At 31.8% G+C, this 24,124-nt stretch carries 24 protein-coding genes; 10 read left to right on the top strand and 14 right to left on the bottom strand.

What is annotated here, in order from left to right; all coding sequences use genetic code 11:
• Positions 1-39 precede the first annotated feature (39 nt).
• From AC6CHK_RS11575 to AC6CHK_RS11530, 10 genes are all read right to left on the bottom strand, one after another.
• Entirely contained in the window at positions 40-681 is a 642-nt protein-coding gene (locus AC6CHK_RS11575; RefSeq protein WP_498096287.1) for an 8-oxoguanine DNA glycosylase OGG fold protein, read from the bottom strand.
• A 10-nt stretch (positions 682-691) separates the two neighbouring features.
• Positions 692-1,261, bottom strand: coding sequence for a PD-(D/E)XK nuclease domain-containing protein (locus tag AC6CHK_RS11570; RefSeq protein WP_498096286.1), 570 nt, complete (start codon positions 1,259-1,261; stop codon positions 692-694).
• A 278-nt stretch (positions 1,262-1,539) separates the two neighbouring features.
• Positions 1,540-2,859: a hypothetical protein gene (locus tag AC6CHK_RS11565; RefSeq protein ID WP_498096285.1), complete on the bottom strand. Its 1,320-nt coding sequence runs from the start codon at positions 2,857-2,859 to the stop codon at positions 1,540-1,542.
• A gap of 1 nt (position 2,860) precedes the next feature.
• On the bottom strand, positions 2,861-5,035 hold the full coding sequence (locus tag AC6CHK_RS11560; protein ID WP_498096283.1) for a DGQHR domain-containing protein: 2,175 nt from the start codon (positions 5,033-5,035) through the stop codon (positions 2,861-2,863).
• An 11-nt stretch (positions 5,036-5,046) separates the two neighbouring features.
• Positions 5,047-6,237, bottom strand: coding sequence for a DNA adenine methylase (locus AC6CHK_RS11555; protein WP_498096281.1), 1,191 nt, complete (start codon positions 6,235-6,237; stop codon positions 5,047-5,049).
• Between the two features lie 281 nt (positions 6,238-6,518).
• Positions 6,519-7,256, bottom strand: a complete 738-nt coding sequence (locus AC6CHK_RS11550) for a hypothetical protein (protein WP_498096279.1) — start codon at positions 7,254-7,256, stop codon at positions 6,519-6,521.
• A gap of 596 nt (positions 7,257-7,852) precedes the next feature.
• Positions 7,853-9,238 carry a DUF5906 domain-containing protein gene (locus AC6CHK_RS11545; RefSeq protein ID WP_498096277.1) on the bottom strand — a complete coding sequence of 462 codons (1,386 nt, stop codon included), beginning with the start codon at positions 9,236-9,238 and terminating at the stop codon, positions 7,853-7,855.
• A gap of 3 nt (positions 9,239-9,241) precedes the next feature.
• Entirely contained in the window at positions 9,242-9,526 is a 285-nt protein-coding gene (locus tag AC6CHK_RS11540; protein ID WP_498096275.1) for a helix-turn-helix domain-containing protein, read from the bottom strand.
• A gap of 78 nt (positions 9,527-9,604) precedes the next feature.
• Positions 9,605-10,348, bottom strand: coding sequence for a hypothetical protein (locus AC6CHK_RS11535; RefSeq protein WP_498096273.1), 744 nt, complete (start codon positions 10,346-10,348; stop codon positions 9,605-9,607).
• 17 nt (positions 10,349-10,365) lie between these two features.
• Positions 10,366-11,613: a site-specific integrase gene (locus AC6CHK_RS11530; RefSeq protein WP_498096271.1), complete on the bottom strand. Its 1,248-nt coding sequence runs from the start codon at positions 11,611-11,613 to the stop codon at positions 10,366-10,368.
• Between the two features lie 400 nt (positions 11,614-12,013).
• Between AC6CHK_RS11530 and AC6CHK_RS11525 the strand changes: the two genes are divergently transcribed.
• From AC6CHK_RS11525 to pyk, 6 genes are all read left to right on the top strand, one after another.
• Positions 12,014-12,184: a lmo0937 family membrane protein gene (locus tag AC6CHK_RS11525; RefSeq protein ID WP_498096269.1), complete on the top strand. Its 171-nt coding sequence runs from the start codon at positions 12,014-12,016 to the stop codon at positions 12,182-12,184.
• A 300-nt stretch (positions 12,185-12,484) separates the two neighbouring features.
• A complete protein-coding gene (locus tag AC6CHK_RS11520; protein WP_002976354.1) occupies positions 12,485-12,724 on the top strand; it encodes an acyl carrier protein in 240 nt (79 codons plus the stop codon).
• Positions 12,725-12,755: 31 nt separating this feature from the next.
• A complete protein-coding gene (gene fabF / locus AC6CHK_RS11515; protein ID WP_498096265.1) occupies positions 12,756-14,000 on the top strand; it encodes a beta-ketoacyl-ACP synthase II in 1,245 nt (414 codons plus the stop codon).
• A gap of 10 nt (positions 14,001-14,010) precedes the next feature.
• Positions 14,011-14,775 carry a ribonuclease III gene (gene rnc, locus AC6CHK_RS11510; RefSeq protein WP_498096263.1) on the top strand — a complete coding sequence of 255 codons (765 nt, stop codon included), beginning with the start codon at positions 14,011-14,013 and terminating at the stop codon, positions 14,773-14,775.
• Positions 14,753-15,226, top strand: a complete 474-nt coding sequence (locus tag AC6CHK_RS11505) for an IPExxxVDY family protein (RefSeq protein ID WP_498096261.1) — start codon at positions 14,753-14,755, stop codon at positions 15,224-15,226. The genes rnc and AC6CHK_RS11505 overlap by 23 nt, the downstream gene beginning before the upstream one ends.
• On the top strand, positions 15,219-16,664 hold the full coding sequence (gene pyk / locus AC6CHK_RS11500; protein WP_498096259.1) for a pyruvate kinase: 1,446 nt from the start codon (positions 15,219-15,221) through the stop codon (positions 16,662-16,664). Before AC6CHK_RS11505 ends, pyk begins: the two co-directional genes overlap by 8 nt.
• Before the next feature lie 53 nt (positions 16,665-16,717).
• Here pyk and AC6CHK_RS11495 read toward each other — a convergent pair whose 3' ends face one another.
• The 3 genes from AC6CHK_RS11495 to hutI form a co-directional block, all read right to left on the bottom strand.
• Entirely contained in the window at positions 16,718-18,010 is a 1,293-nt protein-coding gene (locus AC6CHK_RS11495) for an aldehyde dehydrogenase family protein (RefSeq protein ID WP_498096257.1), read from the bottom strand.
• A 128-nt stretch (positions 18,011-18,138) separates the two neighbouring features.
• Positions 18,139-19,062: a formimidoylglutamase gene (gene hutG, locus AC6CHK_RS11490; protein ID WP_498096255.1), complete on the bottom strand. Its 924-nt coding sequence runs from the start codon at positions 19,060-19,062 to the stop codon at positions 18,139-18,141.
• Positions 19,063-19,106: 44 nt separating this feature from the next.
• The gene (hutI, locus tag AC6CHK_RS11485; RefSeq protein WP_498096253.1) at positions 19,107-20,330 is read right to left on the bottom strand and encodes an imidazolonepropionase; all 1,224 of its coding nucleotides are present in this window, start codon (positions 20,328-20,330) and stop codon (positions 19,107-19,109) included.
• A gap of 73 nt (positions 20,331-20,403) precedes the next feature.
• Here hutI and ruvB point away from each other — a divergent pair, with 73 nt between their 5' ends.
• From ruvB to coaE, 4 genes are all read left to right on the top strand, one after another.
• Entirely contained in the window at positions 20,404-21,426 is a 1,023-nt protein-coding gene (ruvB, locus tag AC6CHK_RS11480; RefSeq protein WP_498096251.1) for a Holliday junction branch migration DNA helicase RuvB, read from the top strand.
• Positions 21,427-21,466: 40 nt separating this feature from the next.
• Entirely contained in the window at positions 21,467-22,075 is a 609-nt protein-coding gene (locus tag AC6CHK_RS11475; RefSeq protein WP_498096249.1) for an FMN-binding negative transcriptional regulator, read from the top strand.
• Positions 22,076-22,140: 65 nt separating this feature from the next.
• Positions 22,141-23,007, top strand: coding sequence for an MBL fold metallo-hydrolase (locus AC6CHK_RS11470; RefSeq protein WP_498096247.1), 867 nt, complete (start codon positions 22,141-22,143; stop codon positions 23,005-23,007).
• A 2-nt stretch (positions 23,008-23,009) separates the two neighbouring features.
• Positions 23,010-23,639, top strand: coding sequence for a dephospho-CoA kinase (gene coaE, locus AC6CHK_RS11465; protein WP_498096245.1), 630 nt, complete (start codon positions 23,010-23,012; stop codon positions 23,637-23,639).
• Positions 23,640-23,733: 94 nt separating this feature from the next.
• Here coaE and AC6CHK_RS11460 read toward each other — a convergent pair.
• Positions 23,734-24,124: T9SS type A sorting domain-containing protein (locus AC6CHK_RS11460; protein WP_498096243.1), on the bottom strand; the 391-nt coding region annotated here is incomplete at its 5' end.

The following is a 24,124-nucleotide window of genomic DNA, read 5'->3' as shown; positions in this document are numbered from 1 at the left end:
TTGTACGATATTTTAATTGTGAGTTAAAAAGCACTATTTCTAGAAATTTTGCATAAATAAAAACATTTCAAGAGATTCAGCAGAAATATCATTTTCATCTGCAATTTTATGCATTAAATCGTTATATCTTTTATAATGATAAAATTTACTTGATGGCTTGATATCTAATATTTCATAAATCTCTGGTGGGCAAGTTAATTTAACCAGTGATTTAGCTACTCTAATATCATAAATTAGAGAATAATGGCGTAGCTCTTTAGCTCTAGTAGCAAAATATAACAATTTAGAAATGTAGCTAATATTTAATCCATTTATTGTTTGCAACGCTTTGTAAGCACTTTCAATTTCATTATCTTCAGCAAGTTTAAACGAATATTCAATTACATTTCTATTACTTTCTGTTGCGTAAAATCTATTTGTTCTATAACTACCATATCCTGTATCTGCAAAACCCCAGATCATTGTTAAAGCAAATGGAGTTTCCCAATCACATATACCCTCATAATATTTTCTAAAGCTATCAATTACATCAACTCTCTTAATAAAATTATTTTCAAATTGAAAAAGACGAGCTTTTAATTCTATATTTAAATTTTTCCAAGTTTGGATGTCATATTTAAATTTAGATTCCTCTAATGGTTTAATTTTACAAATAAGCTCTTTATATTGCTTAATATCCATACTGTACGAATTATAATTTTTGTAATTTATAATTTCTTATATTTCTTATTTGTCTATTAAAGCTTATTCCTAATCCATATATATCAACTTGCTCAACTCTATATTTGGTATCATAATCTTTTTTAATTATCTGATCTAAAGCTTCATCAGAATCATCACTATTATTAGAAAATTTAAATTCAATTATGTATACTTTACGACTAAATTTAATAACAGCATCTATTCTGCCTGTATTTGTAGTTTCTTCAGGAAAAATACAGAAACCTAATAATTTTAGAATTAGAAAAACATTTGCATGGTAATACCCTTCCGTTTCGCGTGCTATTGCATATGAAACACTGGCAAAAATAGATTTAAGATCTAAAATAAAATTTTCTACATCACCTTTTATAAGATAATAACGTAATTTTTGATACAACAAAATATTTTCATCTTCTAAGTCATAAATTTCTATGGCATAATTAAAGGCAGATAAAATATTGTTTACAAAACAGGTAGCACTAGAAATAATCCAGTCCACTTCGGTCCTATTACATTGATTATCAATCAAGTATTTATTCTTTTCAATGTATTCGATCATACGTCTTAAAAAATATAGTAAATTTTCTGGAGTAGGGAATCTATGGGGTATTAATCTTTTAAATTTAGTCTGTCTTGTATATTTGAATGAATATTGTTTAAAAAATCAAGAATTTCACTTCCATCTTGTAATAGATAAATCCCTTCGTGCCTTTGATCATAAATACTTCTATAAAAATCTTCTAACTCAAAAATATTATGAGTGACGAATTCATGAAGATAGTTTTCTATTCTTTCAATTTTGTTCATTCTATTAACATGATACTAATTATAAATTAATCATATTCCTAATCCCCATAGTGATGCTCTGGAAAATTGAATGTAAGTTTCAGAATAATCTTTAAATTCTTGTCTTACATCATAAATATTTGGTGCAACAGAAGAGGCTGCAAAAAAACTTTCAAAATCTTCTAATAGAAATTCAATTTCAAACCACAAATCCTTTAACTCATTGGGAGACGAACTGCTCCATAAACCAAAATCATCACCAATTTTATTTATGTAGAAGTCCATTTCTGACCTTTGGATATTATTCTTATTCAAATAAAAAGAATTTGCTCCAGAACAAAAACGTAAAAAAAGTATAGCTCTCGCTATTATCGTTAAAGGTTTAATTTCATTTGTCGTGGTATCTATTTGAGTATCCATAGCTATTTGTATTATTGGATGCACATTGCCAGATGTAAAAATATTTCTTAAAATATAATCAGGACTTAGTCCGCTTCTAGTAAAAAAATCATCAATAAAATCAGCTTTTGTAACTGAACTACGTAATGTTGAAGAAAGCCTAGAATAAATTTCATTTAAATAAAAAGAAAACAAATGCCGATCTAAAAGATCAAAGCTACCATTAACTGGTTGAAGCACTTTCCAAAAAACATTAATCATTTCCATTTTATCTCTCAATGAAGCTGGAGTATAAAGCCTATTTACGTTTGGATTGTAAGAGGATTGATTTCTTCCTAATTTATCATCCTTAAAGTTTTGAATATCAAAACACCATGTCTTAAGCCAATTTTTTATAATAAAAATATTTGTAGAAGCAAGAGTACCTACGTAAGGAATAGATGTTGATAATTGTTCGAAATTTTGACCCTGATAAGAAAAATATTTTAAAACATTTGTAGGTTTATTACTTCTAGAAACCCATTCATCTATAATATTCCAAGTTGCACTATGTGTTCCTCCTAGACTTGTAAAGTATAAATTATTATTTGATTCAATACATGCTTGGTGATTACCCAATAAGAGTATGTCTTCTGTTGCAAGAAATGCCAATGCTGCCCTTAGTTCAGCATAATAAGCTAAGTGAATCGCTATAGATGGCTCTCCCTTTATCAATGAGTGAACAGCATTACTAATATAAGACCATCCATCTATAGTATGCGCTATCGTTGATATTGCAATAAATTCTTTAACATCATTATTAGACAAAGAATTTGTAGAATGATTCTTAAGAACGTCCGCAGGATTGTTACATGACAATTGATTAGTCAAGGACAAAATTGTATTATTAGGTAAAGCCTGCGTTTTCATCGATGCAAAACCTTGATCAACTTTACTAATATCAGCCTTAGAAATTAAGTTTGCGTATGACATATCAAATCATTTTATCAACAATAAAACTCACTTTTTCGTCATCCGACCTTAAAATACAATCTTTTATTAATTTATAGTATTCAGCATATCCTCCACTTCCTTTATAAATAAGTTGATTTCTTCTTTCTTCTTCATTATCAAAAGGTGCGGATGGGGTTCTCCAATCAATACTAATAATTATATTTGCTATATTATCAATATATTCATTTAGTACATCGTTAGAATAAAACTGTTCAATAGCAATATCAACATTTTCTAAATCTATAATTCTATCTTCAGGTTCTCCTTCCCAATTAATAGAATTTAAGTTTAAAATTGACTCATCCATTAGTGTAAAGAAGAAATCATTAATGAAAATCATTATAGGTCTTATGGCTTGATCTCTGTTTAAAAATGTTTCCTTTCCTTGATATGCAGGATCATACTCATCCGAAAAATTACCATCAGCATCTCTTATTTTTTTAGCCCACAATAATTCGTTATTAACTTTTAGCCTGTCAAAAATTTTATTCCAAATAAAAATAATAAATGCTGATTGTTGTGTTCTATTCCAACTTAGAACCTGAGGCTCATTTTTAACTAAATTACTTGAATACAAACCTTTTGTAGGTCGAAAAAAAGAATTGATTAAACTTCTCACAAAAGCAGCTTGAGAAATAACAGCCCCTCCCGCTTCACCTAACATATTTATTCTATTATACCAAGAACTATTTGAATATGACCAAAGTATTTCAACAATTTCTTGCGCTCTACTTTCTCTATAAGCTAACACCCCATCCCTAGTATTTTCTAACCATTTTTGAGTTCGTAACATAGGATACAAATCAAAACCTAAGCTTGTATTGATTTTAACGGGTTTAATATTAATTGTATAAAAAAGATACGCTTGCCATGCTTTATCTAAATTATCGAAAGCTATTACTGGTAATTCATAATCACCATTGAAGTTTTGATTATCATCAAAAGCCCAAAGCCTGTGTTGACCATCAATTATTTCTATTGGCTTAAGTTCTGGATCCCATCCGTCTTCAAAAACATGATCAGGAATTCGTAGTGTTGGAAACGATGAAATTTTCCCGTGTTGCCAAACATCATCATTATCTAATTTATCTTCAATAACTAATGCATCTTCTTGAGCTAATACTTTACCACTTCTTTTAGTATCGGGCGAAAGTATATTAACAATTATTGCCGTTGGGAGCAATCCCGGCATTTTTAATTTTGAATTCTCATTTGTTTTTTGTTGATCCTTGGATAAAGTTGACCAAGGAAATCCTCCTTCAATATAATTTGTTATTTCATTAACTCTAGCATCACTCTTTTTTCTCTGTATAGCTTCCCTATCATTTACATTTCTTCTATGTACGTCCGACAATCTTTTTAGTAATCTTGCATCCATACTAAACATGTAAAATCTAGGTTTAGGTTTTCTCCGATTTTCTAATATATTAAAATCTATATCCTCCCAGCCATTCATCCATTGATTAACTCGCAGCATAGGCGTTCTTGAATAGATTTTTAACTTATCTATAGAAAATACATCAGCTTCTACATTCAATGCTTCACCATTTAGCCATTTTGTAAATTGCTCAGTAGTTAAAGCTATAGCATCGATCATATTGGATTTATTGCATGCTTCTATAAATTTAGAATCATTATTTAATTCATTTAAATCATAACCAATAACTGTTAGTCTCTTTTTAAACAATTCTTTTACTAATTTTCCTACATCACCGTTTTCAAAAATTGTAGTAAAATTATATGGAACTTGTTTTTCTCTTCTATAATTTTGAAGGGACGCTCCAGCAACAACTAGAGCACTTCTTATATTAGTTGATTGTTTATTACTTTCTCCTTCATATAAAAAGTTCCCTGAAAAAGTGCCTTTATAACTAAATTTAGCAAATTGATTAATTATTTGATAATGTGTAGTAATAGCAGCAAATAATGAAAATAAACGTATTTCATTAGGGTGATTTTGAATTTCATTCCAGAATACGGGAATTTGATCTGATATTTTTTCTATTCCTAAAAAGTTTCTTAGAACAGGTTCATCTATAACTTTTTGTTTTTCTACATACGTCTGCAAATCATTTTCTGAAATTATATCAATCAACTTAACTATGTCAAATTTCGTCCACGAAGATTTAAGTTTTCTAATGTCAATATTGTCCATGATTATAGTTTTTATAGTCTTTTATATGCTATTATAAGTTCATCAACCTCCATAGATTTCTCATCTGCCCGCCCCATTTTACTGTGTAAATATTTTTTAGAAAAAATGAAACTTTCGTATTCATTTCCAAATGACTTATTAGCTATATTAATAATTTCGTTTTCAGTAATCATTCCATTATTGCTATAGCTTAATATTAAATGTGATTTTCTCTCTTTAATCCGATCAAACAGATCTTTAAAAGCTTTTTTAACCTCAGTTTTTTTCCCAAATGGAGATTGATGTCTATCTTCTCTATATCGCCCCTTATACTTGATGTCAGGATAGTCGTACTTTACAATTGTTTCAACTGCATGATAGAATCTTGAATAATGTACAGAACTATATGGGGGATCTGCATACACGATGGTATTTTCATCAATCAATCTCAAACAATCCAAATAGTCGAGAGATGTAATTCTATAATCATTAGCTAAAATATTACTTTGCTGAAAATTACTTAATTCTTTATATTTTTTCTCAAATAATGCCCATATACTTCTTGTTCTATATTGAAGTATATCACTCATATTTGATTCGGTTATATCTCTATATTGTGCAAAGTGCCCGGTACTTTGAGAACTATATGACATAGCAAAAATTAAAGAAGATAGAATCAAATAATAGTCTGATTCAGTTTTATACTTTTCAGCTACTGCTCTTATAGCGTCAATCCAAACACATTGCTCATAAGACCAATATGTTCCTGAATAATACTTTGCAAAAAGATGAAAACCAATTTTAAATTCTTTGTTTATTAATCCTTGTTGAGCTTCTTCTAGCTTTTTAAAAGCTTCATAATCTAATTCATTATAGTTGAATTCTAACTCTACATATTTGCTAATAAATTCATCTTTAAAATGAAAAACTTGTTCTCTAATTAAATCAAAATCTATTTTATTTCTAATGTCAGCTTCATTTTTAAGATATGTATTTGCAAATATTGATGTATAATATTGGATGTCATTTATATGTATATTATATTCATCTCTTAAACTACAACCTACAGTAGAAGTTCCAGAAAACAGATCACAAAACCAATCAGAATCAGTCTGCAATTGATTGATTGCATGATTTATAAATTCTAACAATTCACGTTTTGACCCCATATATTTAAGCAAATGGGGTAACTTTTGAGGGTCTACCATTAATAATGACTTCATTTAAAATATAAAACTTCAAATGTAGGAATAAGAAAGTGTTTTTTTATAGATTAACCAATAGTTTTACTTCATTATTTTATAAACTTTATTTATGCCAGCAACAGATTATCTTTAAAAGCACTAAATACATCAAGTTTAACAAATATTCAGTTTCAATATCTTTAACTTAAATATCAATGTAAGACTGAAATCTTATTCCAATAGATACTTTTTCTAATGCCTAGGATTAATTTAATAATATCATTTGTGAGTTCTATTCTGCATTCTTTCATAAGACATTATTAAAGTTTAAGTCCCGAAGTAAACATATTATTTTCTTTGTTATAAAATTCAAGAACATCATTATTTAAGATAAAATATTCGCCCTGACTTCCTCCGTCTACATTAATTAGTTTAATCCCGTTCTTGTTATCACTTTCCATCATTTCTTCTACCATTGATTGACCATCTTTAAAGGAAGTTTTCACAAAAATTTTCCCGTTATCTTCATAAACTGTATAAAGTGAGAAAGTATAGTTTTGTTCATTAAAGATTCCAATAATATTACCTTTTACTTTTTTAGCTTCAAGCAGCATTTTATTATCTTCTTTATTAGTTGAGCTATTAATAGCAATCTCCAACTCAGGATCAAAATGGCTTGTTGCCCAAGCAACAACACTATTATCATTATCTTTTAAATTGTAAAAAATGTAGAAACGTCTTTGTTTGTCTTTAGTGTTGTAAAGCTCTTCGGCTAAAGTTGCAATTTGCCCCTCTGTAAGTTTTTGGTTAATTTCTACTTGTAGTTGGTTTTTTTCAACACCGGGATTGCTCTCGTCTTTGGTAACTGTATATTCAAAATTATTCGGTAAATCTTCTTTGGTATATTTGCCACTTGTAGAACTGGAACTATCTCCAAAAATTAATTTCACAATAAAGATAATTAAGGCAGTAAAAAGTATTAGAGTTATTAATACTGCTAGTTTGTTGGGTTTCGAGTTGGTCGGTTTACTGGTGTTTGGAATGTTTTGTTTTTCCATTTTGTATATTGTTTATATCCAAAATGTCCCGAATTGGAAGTTGTTATAAATAATCAGCGTGGGACATTTCCTACCTGCCAGCAACGTCCGACCAAGAACGCATACGAAGAATAAGAAAGCCCACGCCTTTAAACGTGTGCAATTCAAATCCTCTTCGTATCTTAATTAACTTGGTCGGTTTAGCTGACAAGAAAAAGGAGTGCCGATATATATATTATTTTTTGTTCTATTTTATTTATTCCATAGTATGTAATTATATAATGCAAATATAAGTATTTGGTTTAAAGAGGGCATTTAGTTACTGTAAAAGTTTATTTTGGCAGTTGCAATATGTTGCGCACTGCGTTTCATATATACTATACACATATTTTAATGCTGTATTATATTTTGTTATAATTATAAAATTGTTGTTGTTTCAAAAGGCGTTTCAAGTAGTATTAAAACACTCTAATAGTCGATGTGCTGCTCTTTTTTTGTTGTTTTTCACTTAAAACAAATAGGTAGACTTAGTAAAGCTATAATTGTAATATATTTTATATAAATATTTTTTTTATTTTAAATTTGTAGGTAACACGGTCTACCAACTCTACCTGATCTCATTTTCGCTTAAATGCAAATTGGGTTATTCCTTTAATTTTTCTGCTAATTAGTGCATTGCCCTTATATTCTGCGTATAAATGGATTAATTTCAAATTACTAATTCTAAAATCTTTAAGAATATAGAAAGCATCTAAATCTTTACATTTTTCTTCCAAAGCTTCAAAAAGATGGTTTGGCATTACTGATCTTATTCTTTTTCGCCTCAGCTCTTCATTCTGCCTGTATTCCAACAGACCATGTACTAAAAAATCTTTAACACAACTAATTATAAACGTATCAAACTTATTCCATTCTGTTTCATCCCAATCATCAAAAAAGAGATGTCCAAACTCATCCTTTGGTGTATAAATCTCACTATAATAGTTGTTTAGAAAAATTAAATGTTTTCTTCTTGCATGGCTGCTTGAATCACCTTTCATTTGATAGTTTGTTGTAATGACAATCTTAGGTGAGAGTTCAAATGGTATGGAAAAACTGGGTTTATTCTTTTTTTCAACAGTCATATCATTAGTTATAACTGTAAAAAGCTGTTCGAAATCGAAATCTTTTTTAATATCATCTAAATAGAGCAAATCGGTATCAAGGTTTACACTTTGGAATGCGAAACGATTATCGGTAAGGTCAATATTTTTACCGTTTTGCTGTGCAATATTCAAAAAATATCCTAATGCAGTTACGATAATTCCTTTACCAGTGCCGCCATTTGCCGAATTTTCTACTTCAGTATTTTCATCACTAATAATAACTGCTTTTGTAGTACTGGGATTTTTATATTTATGGAGTAAATACCCTATTGCAGTAATAACACTGTTATAATGTTCCTCATTATTGGTAACTGTTCGTAAAAACAGTTCGAATACACTTGTATCATCATTTTGAAGAAACTTTCTTTTAATTATAGACTTTTCCCATACAAAACCTCTTAGAGAAGGAATCGTAGTGCTATCTTTAATTTGTATAGTTCCATTACTTCTTATTTCAACATAACAATTTTGGAAAAACAAAAATGCTTTATTTTGTGTATCTCTTAATGGAGATAATTTGATTTCTTGCAAACTTCCAAGAATAGCTTTTTTACTTAACAAAAAGATTTCCCCTTGTTTATAGAAAGCATCTTCCAATATTTTATCCCTAATAGTTCTTACATATTGTAAAACAATATTAAAACTCTGTTGATTTGTAATTTCTTTCGCTATTCCATTTTTGGAATTGTAATGTATTATTTTTTCAACATCATTTAAAATATATTTACAGATGCCTTTACTTTCTATAAAAATTGTTAAATCAGAGGGATTTATTATAAAGGTATATCGCCCATGTGCTTTATAGACTTTTTCCCAAAAGATTATTTTGTTGTCGGAATTATAGTTTTTCTTTTCCATATTCTAACCAATTTTTAATTTAGTTAGACATTCCATAATTTCCGAACGCTTGTAGTAACGACGATTAGCAATTCCATAACAGGTAACTTTACCTTTGTTGGTCCAGTGCCAAAGAGTGCTGCTATCTATTTTTAAAAGATCGCAAGTTTCCTGCCGTGTTAAAAGTTCATTATTAGAATTTTCGGGAAGCGATTTAGAAAAACTTTCTAACTCACATTTAACTGTCACTTGTATAATCTCTTTAAATAAAGCAGGAGAGATTTCATGTAATAAAATTGAATTTGTCATATAAATTATTTTAATTAATACGACAAAAATGGTAGCTTTTCATGGGTACCTTTTACAAGTACCGGTACTAATAAAGTACTATTTAGTTTTAATATTTTGTAAAAAATTAGGGGATATAGAAATATTCTCCTGTTGACAATAATTAAGAATCTTCTCAATCTTTTGGGGATAGTTGAATATGTTTTTATCTTTATTAGAATTCTCCTCAGAATAATTATTTATAGATGCTAAAATAAATTTTTCGCCATTTATAAGATTTATTTCTTTAGAAATTTTAGATGCGTTATTGCCATACCTTTCTATCAGTTGATAGATTTCACCATTTGCCAGTTTAACACCAACTTTAAACCACAAAAAATTTGTATAAGAATTAGCAGGTGTAATACTTTTTACTTTTTCAGTATTTAACATTGTACAACTGGAAATTTCTTTTAATTCAAAATACCGTTGTTGATTTTCAAGCTTATATGTTTCTTCTTTTGCTAGTAAAGTTTCTACATCTCTATAAAATTCTAAATACTCATCATTAACGGTAAAATCTTTTTGGAGAATTTCCGCTTTTATTTTATCGAATAAATTTACAAGATTTATAAATTGTTTTTTAAACTTATCAAAAACAACATTATTAATTTCGTTAATTAAAACATAATCATAACAATGAGTAATTTCAATATCAACTTCAATCAATAAACTATTAAGAAATTCCTCTTCACTTTCATCATGCCCATATTTACAATTAATTATTTTTCTTGTTATTTCGTCAATAAAAATAATTATAGACTTTACTTTATTACTTATTATACCTCTTGCTGTAGAACTCATTTTAATAAAAAATTAAATCAAAAATAATTAAATAATTCAAGTGCAGTATCTTTTGGACTCTTTCCTATATATTCAAGAAACATTCTTTCGGTAGTATGTCCTGTCATAAAAATTAAATGAGATGTTGGTATCTTACCGTAAAAATTAGTTGCAAAAGAACGTCGCCCAATATGTGAAGAGACTAGTTCCCATTTCTCATAAATGCCCTCCTCTTTTCTATATTTGCCACTTTTAGGCACAATTTCAACTTTTTTACTTCCTTCTATTTTTTCATTTAGTTTAGCTTCTTTACAAACATCCTTTAAATAATCATTATACTTTTGATCTGAAATCTGCGAGGGGAACAGACCATTTCTTTTTTCCAATACTTCTATAACTTTTGGATGCACTGGAATAGTCATTAATTTATTTGTTTTCATTTGTTTAAACTCTAGCAACGGTTTTCCTTTTTCGATTCGTATTTTAGCAGCAGTAAAGTTTTTAAAATCAGAAATTCTTTGTCCTGTATAACACGATATAATTAACCAATCTCTAACATTTGAAAGACTATCGTTTAATTCTGCTTTTTCAATTTGTTCTAATTCTTCAAATGATAAATAAGGATGCTTAATTTCTCTTTTTACTTTAATTTTAACTTTGTTAAGGTTTCTGTCAACTTCTAAGCCTTTTTCAAATGCGTAATTGCAAAATGTTTTAATAAAAACCAAATCCCTTTGCGTTGTTCCAATAGCGTAATTTTCTTTTGTGCAGTAATCAATAAAACTGTTTTTAAACTGCTCGTTAATTTCCGAGATAAGAAGAGTGATATTTTTTTCCTCTTCATAACGCTTTAGTTTATGTTTAACAACATTAAGCTTTTTAACAGTAGAAGAAGTAATATCGTTACCCTTTTCTTTTATGTAAAAAGTCACAAAATCAACAAGTCCTTTTGGGATTCGAACCTTCTCAGGATCTTTGTTATAATAAGTATCAATTTTAGCTTGTAGCCATGCCTTATCAATTGTTGAAGGAACTGTTTTTTCAAAAGCATCCATAACAAAATTCTGAATCTTATTTATTTCTGTATTTACTTCTTGTTGCCTATTAACAATTTCAATGTTTTTGGGGCGTTTTTGGTTATGCTGCTTTTCCCAATAATCTTTATTAACCTTGAGTAAAGTTTTCGCACCATAAACATAATCAACACCTTCAAATCGATACAGTAATCTTATATTTAGTGGTGCTTGTTCTTTAGTTGAGCGGTATAGAAAGTTAATAGTGGCCATATCAATTCATTTAATCGTACAAATATAAATATATTGTATGATTTTTGTACGACAAATTACAAACTGATTAAAATAATTACAAACTAAATCAATACTTATTAAATGCAAAAACGTGCTTAAATATTATAAATACACGGATTTAGCGTTTGGAGTTATTCTGTTAAATATATAAGCTTGTATTGATTGTACTCCCTCCAACTCCACTTTATCTTAAAAAGCCATTACGAATAATGGCTTTTATTTTTCTTAAATATTCTATGAGTTTCAAAAAATATTATTCAGTTATACTTTCAGTAAATAAAACCTCATAAAACACTATAAAAAAGCATTTATTTATTCATTTTTATAAAAAGGCACAAAATATGTATAGTACAATACATAACATTAAAATTTTATAGTCATGAGAAGTATACTATGGTTAGTCGCAGTCATCTGTATTATTGTTTGGCTGCTAGGAATGCTGGGTATTGTACCAGGAATGAGCACAGGTTATTTAGTACATGTTTTGCTGGTAATAGCAATTATTGTGATACTATATAATATTATTACAGGACGAAAACCACTAGATTAAATTAATAATTAAAAAGAAAATACCATCAGTAATCTGCTGGTATTTTCTTTGTGGAAAAACTTTAAATTTAATCTTTCTTATGTCATGCATTTAAATCAACTTTTGATTAATGTGAAAACATTTAACTCAATATCAATACTTAAAAGCTGATTAATCAAATATAAACAGCTGAGAATTAAAATACTAAACATTTACACAATAAAATACGCATTATCTAGAGACAAAAAAGCCTAAAAAAATGTTTTATCCTAAAGAATTTTATATATTTGCACAATCTAACAATTAAAAAAATAATTTACTATGTCAGACATTGCATCAAGAGTAAAAGCTATCATCGCCGATAAGCTTGACGTTGAAGAAACAGAGGTAACTCCTGAGGCTAGCTTCACAAATGATTTAGGAGCTGACTCACTAGATACAGTTGAGTTAATCATGGAATTTGAAAAAGAGTTTAACATTCAGATCCCGGATGACCAAGCTGAAAAAATTACTACTGTAGGGCACGCTATCGCTTATATAGAGGAAGTAGTAAATAAATAATATTCTTCAACAAAGAAAATTTACAAAGTTTATGGAATTGAAAAGAGTAGTTGTAACCGGTTTTGGCGCAATAACACCTATCGGTAATAATGCGAATGAATACTGGGAAAGTCTTGTAAAAGGCGAGAGCGGAGCCGCTCCGATTACTCTTTTTGATGCCAAAAACTTTAAAACTAAATTTGCGTGCGAAGTGAAAAACTTCGATCCGTTGCAGCATTTTGATAAAAAAGAAGCAAAAAAGATGGATCGAAACACTCAACTTGGAATGGTGGCTGCCAGAGAGGCAGTTGCACATTCAAGAATCATGGAAGACAATGTAGACAAAAACAGAGTCGGAGTAATTTGGGGATCAGGAATCGGAGGTTTAGAAACTTTCGAAACCGAAGTTTTAGGATGGGCAAACACCGAAATTCCTAGATTTAATCCTTTTTTTATTCCAAAAATGATTGCGGATATCACACCGGGACATATTTCTATTGAATATGGCTTTCATGGTCCCAATTATACTACTGTTTCTGCGTGCGCTTCATCTGCAAATGCATTGATTGACTCTAAAATGCTGATCCAATTAGGCAAAGCAGACGTTATTGTTTGCGGTGGATCAGAAGCTGCCGTTACTGCAAGTGGCGTTGGCGGATTCAATGCTATGATGGCACTTTCTACAAGAAATGATGATCCTACAACAGCTTCAAGGCCTTTCGACAAAGACAGAGACGGATTTGTATTGGGCGAAGGTGCAGGAACTATTATTCTTGAAGAATATGAACACGCTGTAAAGCGAGGCGCAACAATATATGCAGAATTATTGGGTGGTGGCATGAGTGCAGACGCACATCACATGACAGCACCACATCCTGAAGGCCTGGGCGCTTATTTGGTAATGAAAAATTGTTTGGAAGATGCAGGATTAACTGCTGATGAAGTAGATCATATCAACATGCATGGTACTTCTACTCCATTAGGAGACGTTGCAGAATCCAGCGCAATTTCAAGGTTATTGGGTGAGCATGCTTACGACATTCAGATTAATTCTACAAAATCAATGACGGGCCATCTTTTGGGTGCTGCCGGAGTTATTGAAGCTATTGCTGCGGTGGGAACCATTATTCATGGTATTGTTCCTCCTACAATCAATCACTTTACTGATGATGAAAGTATTGACAGCAGATTGAATTTTACATTTAATAACGCTGTAAAGAAAGATGTGAAAGTAGCTATGAGTAACACTTTTGGATTTGGTGGGCACAACGCTTGCGTTCTTTTTAAGAAAATCTAATTATCACTGAATGGAGTTACAGAAATACTTTTCTAAATTCCTCCTCAAACACAGAAAAAGAAAATTATCGGAAAGAGATTATTTCCTGAGCATGGAGCTTAATAAGATTTTAGGCACCGAGATTCAGAATATCAGCTTTTACCGGGAAGCATTTTCTATTAAAAGCTCTTCTAAAAATCAAGACTCTAATTATGAAAGACTTGAATTTTTGGGCGATTCTGTTTTGGGTACAATTGTTTCATGTCATTTGTTTCAGACTTATCCGAAAGCAAACGAAGGATATATGACGCAAATGAAATCTAAGATTGTAAATAGGAAAAATCTGAATAAATTAGGAGAAGATTTAAAACTTATTGCCCTTTTACAAAAAAATAACCATGCCGTAGCATTGGGAGAAAACATTGCAGGTAATCTCTTCGAAGCTTTAATCGGTGCGGTTTATCTTGATTTGCAATACGATGCATGTAAAAAAATTGTATTGGAAAGGCTTTTGACACCTTCAGAAATCAATAAGCTTGAAAATAAAATCGTAAGCTATAAAGGTCTTCTGCTAGAATGGAGTCAAAAGAAAAAACTCATCATCAGGTACGAAACCTGCGAAGAAATACAGGTGAATAAAAGCATTGTTTTCCGCTGCCATGTATGGCTTGGGGATGAAAAAATAGCCAATGCAACAGAAACTTCAAAAAAGAAGGCAGAAGAAAAAGCTGCACAAAGAGCATTTTATATTTTAAATAAAAAAGAAAATATACTTGGAAGTACAAAAACTTTATGATCTAGACGATATAGAATTTGAAGATATTACCATAGCCTTGGTAAGATTAGCCAAATATATTCCGGATCATGAATTTTTTTATAAAATAAATCAAATTAACGATCTCAAATTCTCAAGAATTAATGATCTCGTTTTCAACGGAATCTATTATGATTATTATTTTCCGAGATTTGAAGCTTATCATAAATCTACAAAAACCTGCTTTACTTTTATTTCAAACAAATCAGCAGAAAGTAATCAAAAAAAACTACAAACTGAGCTTTTCTCAGAAGAAGAAAATATTAAATTTTTATTAAATAATCAGACAGAAGTGGAATATATTCTGCATAGTTCGGAACAATTACCTGATTTTTCCGTAATTTTGCTGCCTGAAAATCTTGTGTTTCCGATTCAAGATTACAACTTAAGTTCTGAAGAAGAACTTTATCAAATAATCCAGTATTATGAATAAGTATTTAAAGAAAACAAAAATTATCGCAACACTTGGCCCGGCTTCATCATCAAAAGAAGTAATGTTGGGGCTTATGAAGGCCGGTGTAGACGTTTTTAGAATAAATTTTTCGCACGCAGATTACGACTTAGTTCGTTCCAATATTCAAATTATCAGAGAACTTAATAAAGATTACGGATATTCTGTAAGTATTTTAGGAGATTTACAAGGTCCAAAATTAAGAGTTGGCGTTGTAAAAGAAGGTTCATACCTGAATCCTGGTGATATATTGACTTTTACCAATGAAAAAATTGAAGGAGATTCTACAAAAGTTTATATGACTTATCAGCAATTTCCTCAGGATGTAAATGTTGGTGAAAGAATCTTGATTGATGATGGTAAGCTGGTTTTAGAAGTTCTTGAAACCAATAAAATTGATACTGTAAAAGCAAAAACAATTCAAGGGGGACCATTGAGCTCTAAAAAAGGGGTAAATCTTCCCAACACGAATGTATCGCTTCCGGCACTTACAGAAAAAGATATTCAGGATGCCAATTTCATGCTTGATATGCAAGTTGACTGGATTGCTCTTTCTTTTGTGCGTCACGCTCAGGATATTATTGATTTAAAAGAATTAATTAAAAAACATCCAAACGGCAAATTCAAGACTCCGATCATCGCAAAAATTGAGAAGCCTGAAGGCGTAAAAAATATAGACCAGATCTTATTGGAATGCGACGGATTGATGGTTGCAAGAGGAGATCTTGGTGTAGAAGTTCCGATGGAGGAAGTTCCTGCCATTCAGAAAAATCTTGTAGAAAAAGCAAGATTCTATTCTAAGCCGGTAATCATCGCTACACAAATGATGGAAACGATGATTAATAGTTTGACGCCAACAAGAGCGGAAGTAAATGACGTTGCCAATTCCGTATTAGACGGAGCCGATGCCGTAATGCTTTCCGGTGAAACTTCGGTAGGAAGATATCCTATTCAGGTGGTTGAAAATATGGCGAAAATTGTTCAGAATATTGAAAAGACTACTTTTTATAGACATAAAAACGAACCAATCGAGAAAGATTTTAATTGTATCGATGAAAGATTCATCACCAACAGAGTTTGTCTTGCCGCGGTAAGAATCGCCAAGAGCACCAATGTAGCTGCAATTATCACTTTGACGCATTCCGGCTATACTGCATTCCAGCTTTCAGCTCACAGGCCAAACTCCCACATTATTGTTTATAGCGGAAATAAAAGGGTAATTACAATGCTGAATCTTCTTTGGGGCGTTCGTGCTTATTATTATGATATGAATAAACCGACTGATGAAACAATTATTCAGGTCAATATGCTGACGCACAACAGTGGATATATAGAAAGTGGAGATTTTGTAATCAACATCAACGCTACTCCATCATATGAAGGCGGAAAAACAAATACACTGAGATTAACTACAGTTTAATTTCATTTTTTATAAAATAAAACTCTCGATATTTTCGAGAGTTTTTGTTTTTATTATTTTCCTAAAATCGTTTTTGCCGTTACGAATTCCTTTAAAGCCAATAAAGAAAGTTCGGTTCCGTAACCTGATGATTTTGTACCTCCAAAAGGAAAACGCGGGTCCGAGCTCGTCATTCTGTTGATATTTACAGTTCCCGATTCAAGGTTTTCAATGAAAAATAATTGACGGTTTTTATCATTTGTCCACACAGAATTTGAAAGCCCAAACGGAATATTATTTGCCAATTTTAATGCTTCCTGATCGTCTTTTGCGGTCATTATCATTCCCAGCGGCCCAAATAATTCTTCCTGCAAAACAGGATTACCTTCTTTCACGCTGATCAAACCAGGATTAAATTCTGTGTCTGAAATCCTTTCCAAAGGAATAATAGCTTCCGCTCCATTTTCTAAAGCTTTTTGATATTGTTTTTCCAAATCATCTGCCAAATCTGGTCTTGCCATACCGCCTAGTTTCGTTTCCTTATTCATCGGATTGGCAGGAGAATATTTTTTGTATTCAAGAATAAACTTAGGAAGAAAATCGTTTTTAATATCTTCCTGAATGATAAATCTTTTGGCAGCCACACAAGTTTGTCCGCAATTTTGCAACCTCGCCAAAGCTCCAACTTTTGCAGCTTCATCTAAATCTGCATCATTTAAAACGATAAACGCATCGCTTCCACCTAATTCGAGAAGAGATTTTTTAATGTTTTGTCCGGCAATTGATGCGACTTCAGCACCTGCTTTTTCACTTCCGGTAAGACTTACGCCTTTTATAACTTCGTGTTCCAAAATTTCTTTTACTTCTTTATGACCAACTTCTAAATTTTGAAAAATACCTTCCGGGAAACCTGCTTCCAAAAAAACTTTTCCGATTGCATTTCCACTTCCGAAACAAATTGAAGCATGCTTTAAAACTACCGTATTTCCTGCTAAAATTGCGGGAGTTGCAAATCTTAAAACCTGCCAGAAGGGGAAATTCCAAGGCATTACACCCAAAATCACTCCTTTCGGAACATAATGAATTTCAGATATTGAAAATTCCGAATCTACTTTTTCAGGCTTCAAAATATTTTCAGCTTCAGCATAATAAGTCATCATCAAAGCACATTTTTCAACTTCTGAAATCGATTGAGAAATAGGCTTGTTCATTTCTTTAGTGATAATTTCTCCAAACTTTTCGGATTGAGCTTTAAGAATTTCGGCAGCTTTTTTAATTAATTTTTGCTTTTCATCAAATGGAACTTTTTTCCATTCAGAGAAAGCACGATCTGCCTTTATGAGTTTATCTTTAATTGATTGTTCCATAATGTAATTGTTTAAATTCAAAATGAATTTGTAATGCTTTATTCAAGCATGATGAAAGCAACAAAACTTGTTCCTTAAGAAGGATTAAAAGAATGATTTTCTCTATTGAAGAAATGTAATTTTTATGATTAAATCATAAGCCATTCATTCACAAGACAAGCCGCCAACCTTGCAGTTCTGTCCTGAATATCTAAAGACGGATTTACTTCTGCAATATCCAAGGCTAAAAGTTTTTCACTCTTCAAAATGTGTCTGTAAAAATGCATAAAAGAAGCATCCGCAAAAATTCCATTGTAAGCCGCAGCCGAAACTCCGGGAGCAATAGACGCATTGAAAACATCCATACAAATCGTAAGATAAACCACATCAACTTCCTCTAAAAGGGCATCAATTCTTTGGTAAATTGAAGGAAGATTTTCAAAAAACAACTCATCTGCCAGAATATATTTCATCCCAAATTGATGAGCAGTATCAAAAAGCTTTAAAGTATTCGAATTTCTCTGAATTCCGATGTGTAAAGAATAGATTTCCCCTTCTTGTGCAATTTGCCAAAAACCGGTTCCTGAGCTTGCTCCTATTCCACTTTCGGGTTGTCTGTTGTCAAAATGTGCATCAATATTGATGATTCCTATTTTTTTTTTTGGAAACGCTTTTCTGATTCCTGAATAATGAGCATAAGTGACTTCATGTCCGCCTCCTAAAATGATTGACTTTGCTCCTTTACCTAAAACTTTAGATACATTATTTGCAAGATTTTCCTGAGCTTGTTCTAAATTTCCGTTTTCACATGGAATATTTCCAAAATCAAGCAACGAAAAATCAGGAAGAACAACCGGAAAATTAGACATATTTTTTCTGATCACATCAGGAGCGTCTTTTGCGCCTTGCCTTCCTTTATTTCTTCTTACGCCTTCATCCACCGCAAATCCGTGTAAAACGAAATCATTAGTTGAAATAATCTCATAATTACTTTCTTCTTTTACTCGTTGAAATATTCTGTGATGAAGAAGCTCCTCACCATCTAATCTTCCTTGCCAAATATTTTGATTCATTTTGATTGTAATATTATCGTTTAAAGCCTGGAAATAATTACTATTTAACTTTTTACTCCGTCAATATAAACACTTTCCGCCTTCAAACTTCCTTGATTATAGAGAATATTTTGGAAATTATTAGTCTTAAAAGTAACAAAATCAGCTTTCAATCCGTTTTCTAATTTTCCTCTGTCTTCCAAACCAAGCGCAAAAGCAGAACGAAAAGTCATTCCTGCTAAAACTTCTGCTGTCGTCAATTTTTCAAAAGTTGCTAAAATCGAAGCTTGAGTAATCAAATTTCCCATCGGCGCCGAACCCGGATTCCAGTCGCTTGCAATCGCTAAAATAGCGCCTGCGTCTAATAATTTCCTTGCCGGAGTAAATCTTTCTCCTAAACCTAAACTAGCGCCGGGAAGTGCTGTTGCAACAGTATTTGATTTAGCTAGAAACTCAATATCTTCATCAATTGTAGCTTCCAAATGGTCCGCTGATTTTGCGCCAACTTCCACTGCAATTCTCGAACTTCCAGGCGTAAACTGATCTGCATGAACTGTAATTTCAAAACCTAATTCTTTAGTTTTAAGAAGGAAACTTTTACTTTCTTCAGGTTGAAAAGCAGATTTTTCAATAAAAATATCAACCCTTTTTGCTAAGTTTTCTTCTTTTACTTTCGGTAAAATTTCGGTAATAATATAATTTAAATATTCTTCATTATTCCCTTCAAAATCTCTAGGTTTCAGATGTGCAGAAAGACAAGTGGGAACTAAAGTAGCTTTCGTCATTTCTTGTGCCTTTTTAATCATTCGAAGCATTTTCAGTTCGTTTTTTACGTCTAAACCGTATCCACTTTTTACTTCAATTGTTGTAATTCCAAGAGAAATTAAAAAATCAATTCTTTCCAATAAAGTCTTTAATAATTCTTCTTCAGAAGCATTTCTTGTGTGCTGAACAGAACTCCAGATTCCGCCGCCATTTTCGGCAATTTCCAAATAGGTTTTTCCCGCATTGCGCATTGCAAAGTCGTTTGCACGGTTTCCACCAAAACAAATATGAGTGTGAGAATCTACAAAAGCAGGAAGAGCAATTTGCTCGCCCTCAACTTTTTCAATTGGTATATTTTGGTTTTCAGATTTTAAATCATCAAAATTTCCAACTTTCTGAATGGTGCCTTTTTTAATTAAAATTCCACCATCAATAACGATTTCAAGCTGTTCGTCGGATAATTTTCCTCTTAACGGAATATTGGCAAGCGTTACGATTTGCTTAAATGGTCCTAATAATTTCATGCTTGCTAATTTACAAATACAATTTCAGAATTAAGCTTAAAAATCCTATCTTTGAGGTAAATGAAATGAATTAATGCCTGATTTTTTACATCCAGATAAGGAAAACTTTTCCGATGAAGAGCTGATGCAGGAAGAACAAATTCGTCCCCAGAGTTTTAAAGATTTTGCGGGGCAGAGAAAGACACTGGAAAATCTTGAAGTTTTCGTTACTGCTGCCAAAAAACGTGGCGGGGCTCTTGACCATGTTCTTCTTCATGGGCCTCCCGGTTTGGGTAAAACGACTTTAGCCAATATTATAGCAAATGAACTTGGCGTCAATTGTAAAATTACTTCCGGCCCTGTTCTGGATAAACCCGGAAGTTTGGCTGGTTTGCTTACCAATCTTGAAGAAAATGATGTGCTTTTTATAGATGAAATACATCGTCTGTCGCCAATTGTAGAAGAGTATTTATATTCTGCAATGGAAGATTATAAAATTGACATTATGCTGGAAACAGGCCCGAACGCAAGAAGTGTTCAGATCAGCCTAAATCCTTTTACGTTAGTCGGTGCAACCACAAGAAGCGGAATGCTGACGAAACCAATGCTGGCAAGATTTGGAATTCAAAGCAGACTGGAATATTATACAATTGAACTTTTATCAACGATTATTATAAGAAGCGCAAGAGTTTTGGGCGTGAAAATATATGAAGATTCAGCGATCGAAATTGCAAGAAGAAGCCGCGGAACTCCAAGAATTGCCAATGCTCTTTTGAGAAGAGTTCGTGATTTTGCTGAAATAAAAGGAAATGGCGAGATTGAAATCAACATTACCAAATATGCTTTAAATTCATTAAATGTAGACGAATTTGGCTTAGATGAAATGGATAATAAAATCATGCGCGTAATGATCGAAAACTTCAAAGGAAAACCTGTTGGAATTTCAGCTTTGGCAACGTCGATTGCAGAAAATCCTGAAACGTTGGAAGAAGTTTATGAGCCATTTTTGATTCAGGAAGGATTTATAATCAGAACTCCGCGTGGAAGAGAAGTTACAGAAAAAGCGTATCGACATTTGAATATTGCAATACCAAGAAAACCGGGAGAACTTTTCTAATTGATGGTTTGGAGTTTTATGTTTAAAGTTTATTGAAGTTATGTTTATTCCAAAATTATACAGAAGCGAAGATTTTAATTTGATGAGACAAATCATCAAAGAAAATGCTTTTGCTTTATTGATTTCTTCGGTTGACAAAATAAGAGCAACTCATTCAATGATGATGCTGAATGAAGATGATCCTGATAATATTTATATTGAAACTCATATTTCAAAAGCCAATTCGCAAGCCAAAATACTGAAAAATGGTGATGAAGTTTTGTGTGATTTTTTGGGAGCTCATACTTATATTTCAAGTAGCTGGTATGATCACATTAATGTTTCAACCTGGAATTATGAAGCCGTTCAAATCTACGGAAAGATCGAATTGATGAATCAGGAAGAATTGTACAAACATTTGGAAAAATTAACGGCTAAATATGAGAACTTTCAAAAATGTCCGATGTTTGTCGACAAGATGGGAAAAGAATTCGTAGAAAAAGAAATGAAAGGAGCTTTTGGCTTAAAGATAATTCCGACCGAGATATTTATTAAACAAAAACTTTCTCAAAACAGAAAAGAAGCAGATTTCAAAAATATCATTTCTCATCTTGAAAACTCGGATGAAAATGGAAAGAAGATCGCTGAAAAGATGAAATTAATTAGATAGGCATCAGATTTCAGACACCAGATATCAGACTTATAATTTAAAATTTAACTAATCAAATATTACATATGAAATTATATCCTATACAATGTGGAAAATTTAAGCTGGATGGCGGCGCAATGTTTGGAGTCGTCCCAAAGAGTTTGTGGGAAAAGACAAATCCTGCAGACGAAAAAAATTTAATTGAATTGGGAACCCGCTCTTTACTTATCGAAGACGGAAAAAAATTAATCTTAGTTGACTGCGGTCTCGGAAACAAGCAAGATGATAAATTCTTCGGTCATTATTCGCTTTGGGGAGACGATAATTTAGATAAAAACTTAAAAAAATACGGGTTTGTAAAAGAAGATATTACAGATGTTTTTTTAACACACCTTCATTTTGACCATTGTGGTGGCGCCATCGAATGGAATGACGACAAAACAGGCTACAGACCAGCCTTCAAAAATGCTCAGTTCTGGACTAATGAAAATCATTGGCAATGGGCAGCAGAACCCAACCCAAGAGAAAAGGCAAGTTTTTTAAAAGAAAATATTCTGCCGATGCAGGAAAGCGGACAACTGAACTTTTTGCCACTTCCGGCAACAGGGAATTATGGCTTTGCACCAGATTTGAAAATGGACGTCATTTTCGTTGACGGACATACCGAAAAACAGATGCTCCCCGTAATTCAATATCAGGAAAAAACGGTGGTTTTTGCGGCTGATCTTATTCCCACTGCGGGACATATCAACCCTGTTTACGTGATGGGATACGACACAAGACCTCTTTTAACGATGGAAGAAAAAGGGAAATTCTTAAAGCAATGTATTGACAATGAATATCTATTGTTTTTTGAACATGATGCTCATAATGAACTGGCAAGCCTTAAAATGACGGAAAAAGGAGTAAGGCTCGACGAGACTTTTAGTTTTAATGATGTTTTTGGATATTAATTATGGAAGACTTACATTCAGAAGCGCAACAGCCGGAACCTGAGCCGTCATCGAAAATAATTGGACTTACAGGAGGAATCGGCTCCGGAAAAACTACTGTTGCAAAATATATAGAAGATTGCGGATTTCCGGTTTATTATTCGGATGACAGGGCGAAAACCATCGTCAATGATAATGATGATTTAAAGCTTAAAATTAAAGAACTTTTAGGAGAAGAAGCTTATGATGCAAATGGTATTTATGATAGAAAATACGTTGCAGAAAAAGTTTTTAATGATAAAGAGCTGCTTCAAAGTTTAAATGAAATTATTCATCCGGCAGTAAGATCAGATTTTGAAAATTGGGTTTCAAAACAAAGTAAATATTTGGTTTTTAAAGAAACTGCTTTATTATTTGAATTAAAATTAAATCTTCAATGCTATAAATCTCTTTTGGTAACGGCAGAAGACAACATCAGAATAAAAAGAGTGATGAATCGAGATGGAAAAACCTACCGCGAAGTAGAAACCATCATGGAAAAGCAAATGCCGGAGAAAGACAAAATAAAACAAGCAGATTATATCATTTACAACAATACAAATCTGGATGATCTGAAAGAACAAACTGAAAAAATCATCTTTGAAATTGAATAAGAAAAAAGCTCGCTGTAAACAGCGAGCTTTTTATTTCATCAAAAAAATAAGCTCTCATTTCTGAGAGCTTATTTTATTTAAAATTGTTAGTTGATTATTCTTTAATGAATTTCTTCTGAACAGATCCCTGAACGTCGTCTATGTCGATAACATATAATCCGTTGATCAGTCTGCTCACATCAATTTTATTATTTAAAATCAATCCGCTTGATACAAGCTGTCCGGAAGCACTGTAAATTTTGTAATTCGCTTTTTTACTGATGTTCTTCACATTCAATATTGTGCTTACAGGATTCGGATAGATCAGAATATCATCTTGATTTACCGAATTCACAACTCCCTGCTTAGAGATTCTTACCGTGTAATCTTCAACTTCGCCATTCGCAAAGCTTGTACAGTTGACAGGAATTCCGTCTTTCTGCATCGCCACTCTCATCACAACATATTTGTAATCGGTCATGCTTACAAAAGCATCAGCCGGTACT

The organism is Chryseobacterium sp. GQ58, assembly GCF_059758895.1.
The sequence above is the reverse complement of the archived record's forward strand: the minus strand, read 5'-3'. Positions and strand labels throughout refer to the sequence as shown.

Bases quoted from the DNA above. Each gene is read 5' to 3' on its own strand.
- AC6CHK_RS11550 (WP_498096279.1), bottom strand. From the start codon at position 7,256: ATGGAAAAACAAAACATTCCAAACACCAGTAAACCGACCAACTCGAAA.
- AC6CHK_RS11475 (WP_498096249.1), top strand. From the start codon at position 21,467: ATGTTTATTCCAAAATTATACAGAAGCGAAGATTTTAATTTGATGAGA.
- ruvB (WP_498096251.1), top strand. From the start codon at position 20,404: ATGCCTGATTTTTTACATCCAGATAAGGAAAACTTTTCCGATGAAGAG.
- hutG (WP_498096255.1), bottom strand. From the start codon at position 19,062: ATGAATCAAAATATTTGGCAAGGAAGATTAGATGGTGAGGAGCTTCTT.
- AC6CHK_RS11560 (WP_498096283.1), bottom strand. From the start codon at position 5,035: ATGGACAATATTGACATTAGAAAACTTAAATCTTCGTGGACGAAATTT.
- coaE (WP_498096245.1), top strand. From the start codon at position 23,010: ATGGAAGACTTACATTCAGAAGCGCAACAGCCGGAACCTGAGCCGTCA.
- hutI (WP_498096253.1), bottom strand. From the start codon at position 20,330: ATGAAATTATTAGGACCATTTAAGCAAATCGTAACGCTTGCCAATATT.
- AC6CHK_RS11525 (WP_498096269.1), top strand. From the start codon at position 12,014: ATGAGAAGTATACTATGGTTAGTCGCAGTCATCTGTATTATTGTTTGG.
- AC6CHK_RS11495 (WP_498096257.1), bottom strand. From the start codon at position 18,010: ATGGAACAATCAATTAAAGATAAACTCATAAAGGCAGATCGTGCTTTC.
- AC6CHK_RS11520 (WP_002976354.1), top strand. From the start codon at position 12,485: ATGTCAGACATTGCATCAAGAGTAAAAGCTATCATCGCCGATAAGCTT.
- fabF (WP_498096265.1), top strand. From the start codon at position 12,756: ATGGAATTGAAAAGAGTAGTTGTAACCGGTTTTGGCGCAATAACACCT.
- AC6CHK_RS11565 (WP_498096285.1), bottom strand. From the start codon at position 2,859: ATGTCATACGCAAACTTAATTTCTAAGGCTGATATTAGTAAAGTTGAT.
- AC6CHK_RS11555 (WP_498096281.1), bottom strand. From the start codon at position 6,237: ATGAAGTCATTATTAATGGTAGACCCTCAAAAGTTACCCCATTTGCTT.
- AC6CHK_RS11575 (WP_498096287.1), bottom strand. From the start codon at position 681: ATGGATATTAAGCAATATAAAGAGCTTATTTGTAAAATTAAACCATTA.
- AC6CHK_RS11530 (WP_498096271.1), bottom strand. From the start codon at position 11,613: ATGGCCACTATTAACTTTCTATACCGCTCAACTAAAGAACAAGCACCA.
- AC6CHK_RS11470 (WP_498096247.1), top strand. From the start codon at position 22,141: ATGAAATTATATCCTATACAATGTGGAAAATTTAAGCTGGATGGCGGC.
- pyk (WP_498096259.1), top strand. From the start codon at position 15,219: ATGAATAAGTATTTAAAGAAAACAAAAATTATCGCAACACTTGGCCCG.
- AC6CHK_RS11540 (WP_498096275.1), bottom strand. From the start codon at position 9,526: ATGACAAATTCAATTTTATTACATGAAATCTCTCCTGCTTTATTTAAA.
- AC6CHK_RS11535 (WP_498096273.1), bottom strand. From the start codon at position 10,348: ATGAGTTCTACAGCAAGAGGTATAATAAGTAATAAAGTAAAGTCTATA.
- AC6CHK_RS11570 (WP_498096286.1), bottom strand. From the start codon at position 1,261: ATGATCGAATACATTGAAAAGAATAAATACTTGATTGATAATCAATGT.
- rnc (WP_498096263.1), top strand. From the start codon at position 14,011: ATGGAGTTACAGAAATACTTTTCTAAATTCCTCCTCAAACACAGAAAA.
- AC6CHK_RS11545 (WP_498096277.1), bottom strand. From the start codon at position 9,238: ATGGAAAAGAAAAACTATAATTCCGACAACAAAATAATCTTTTGGGAA.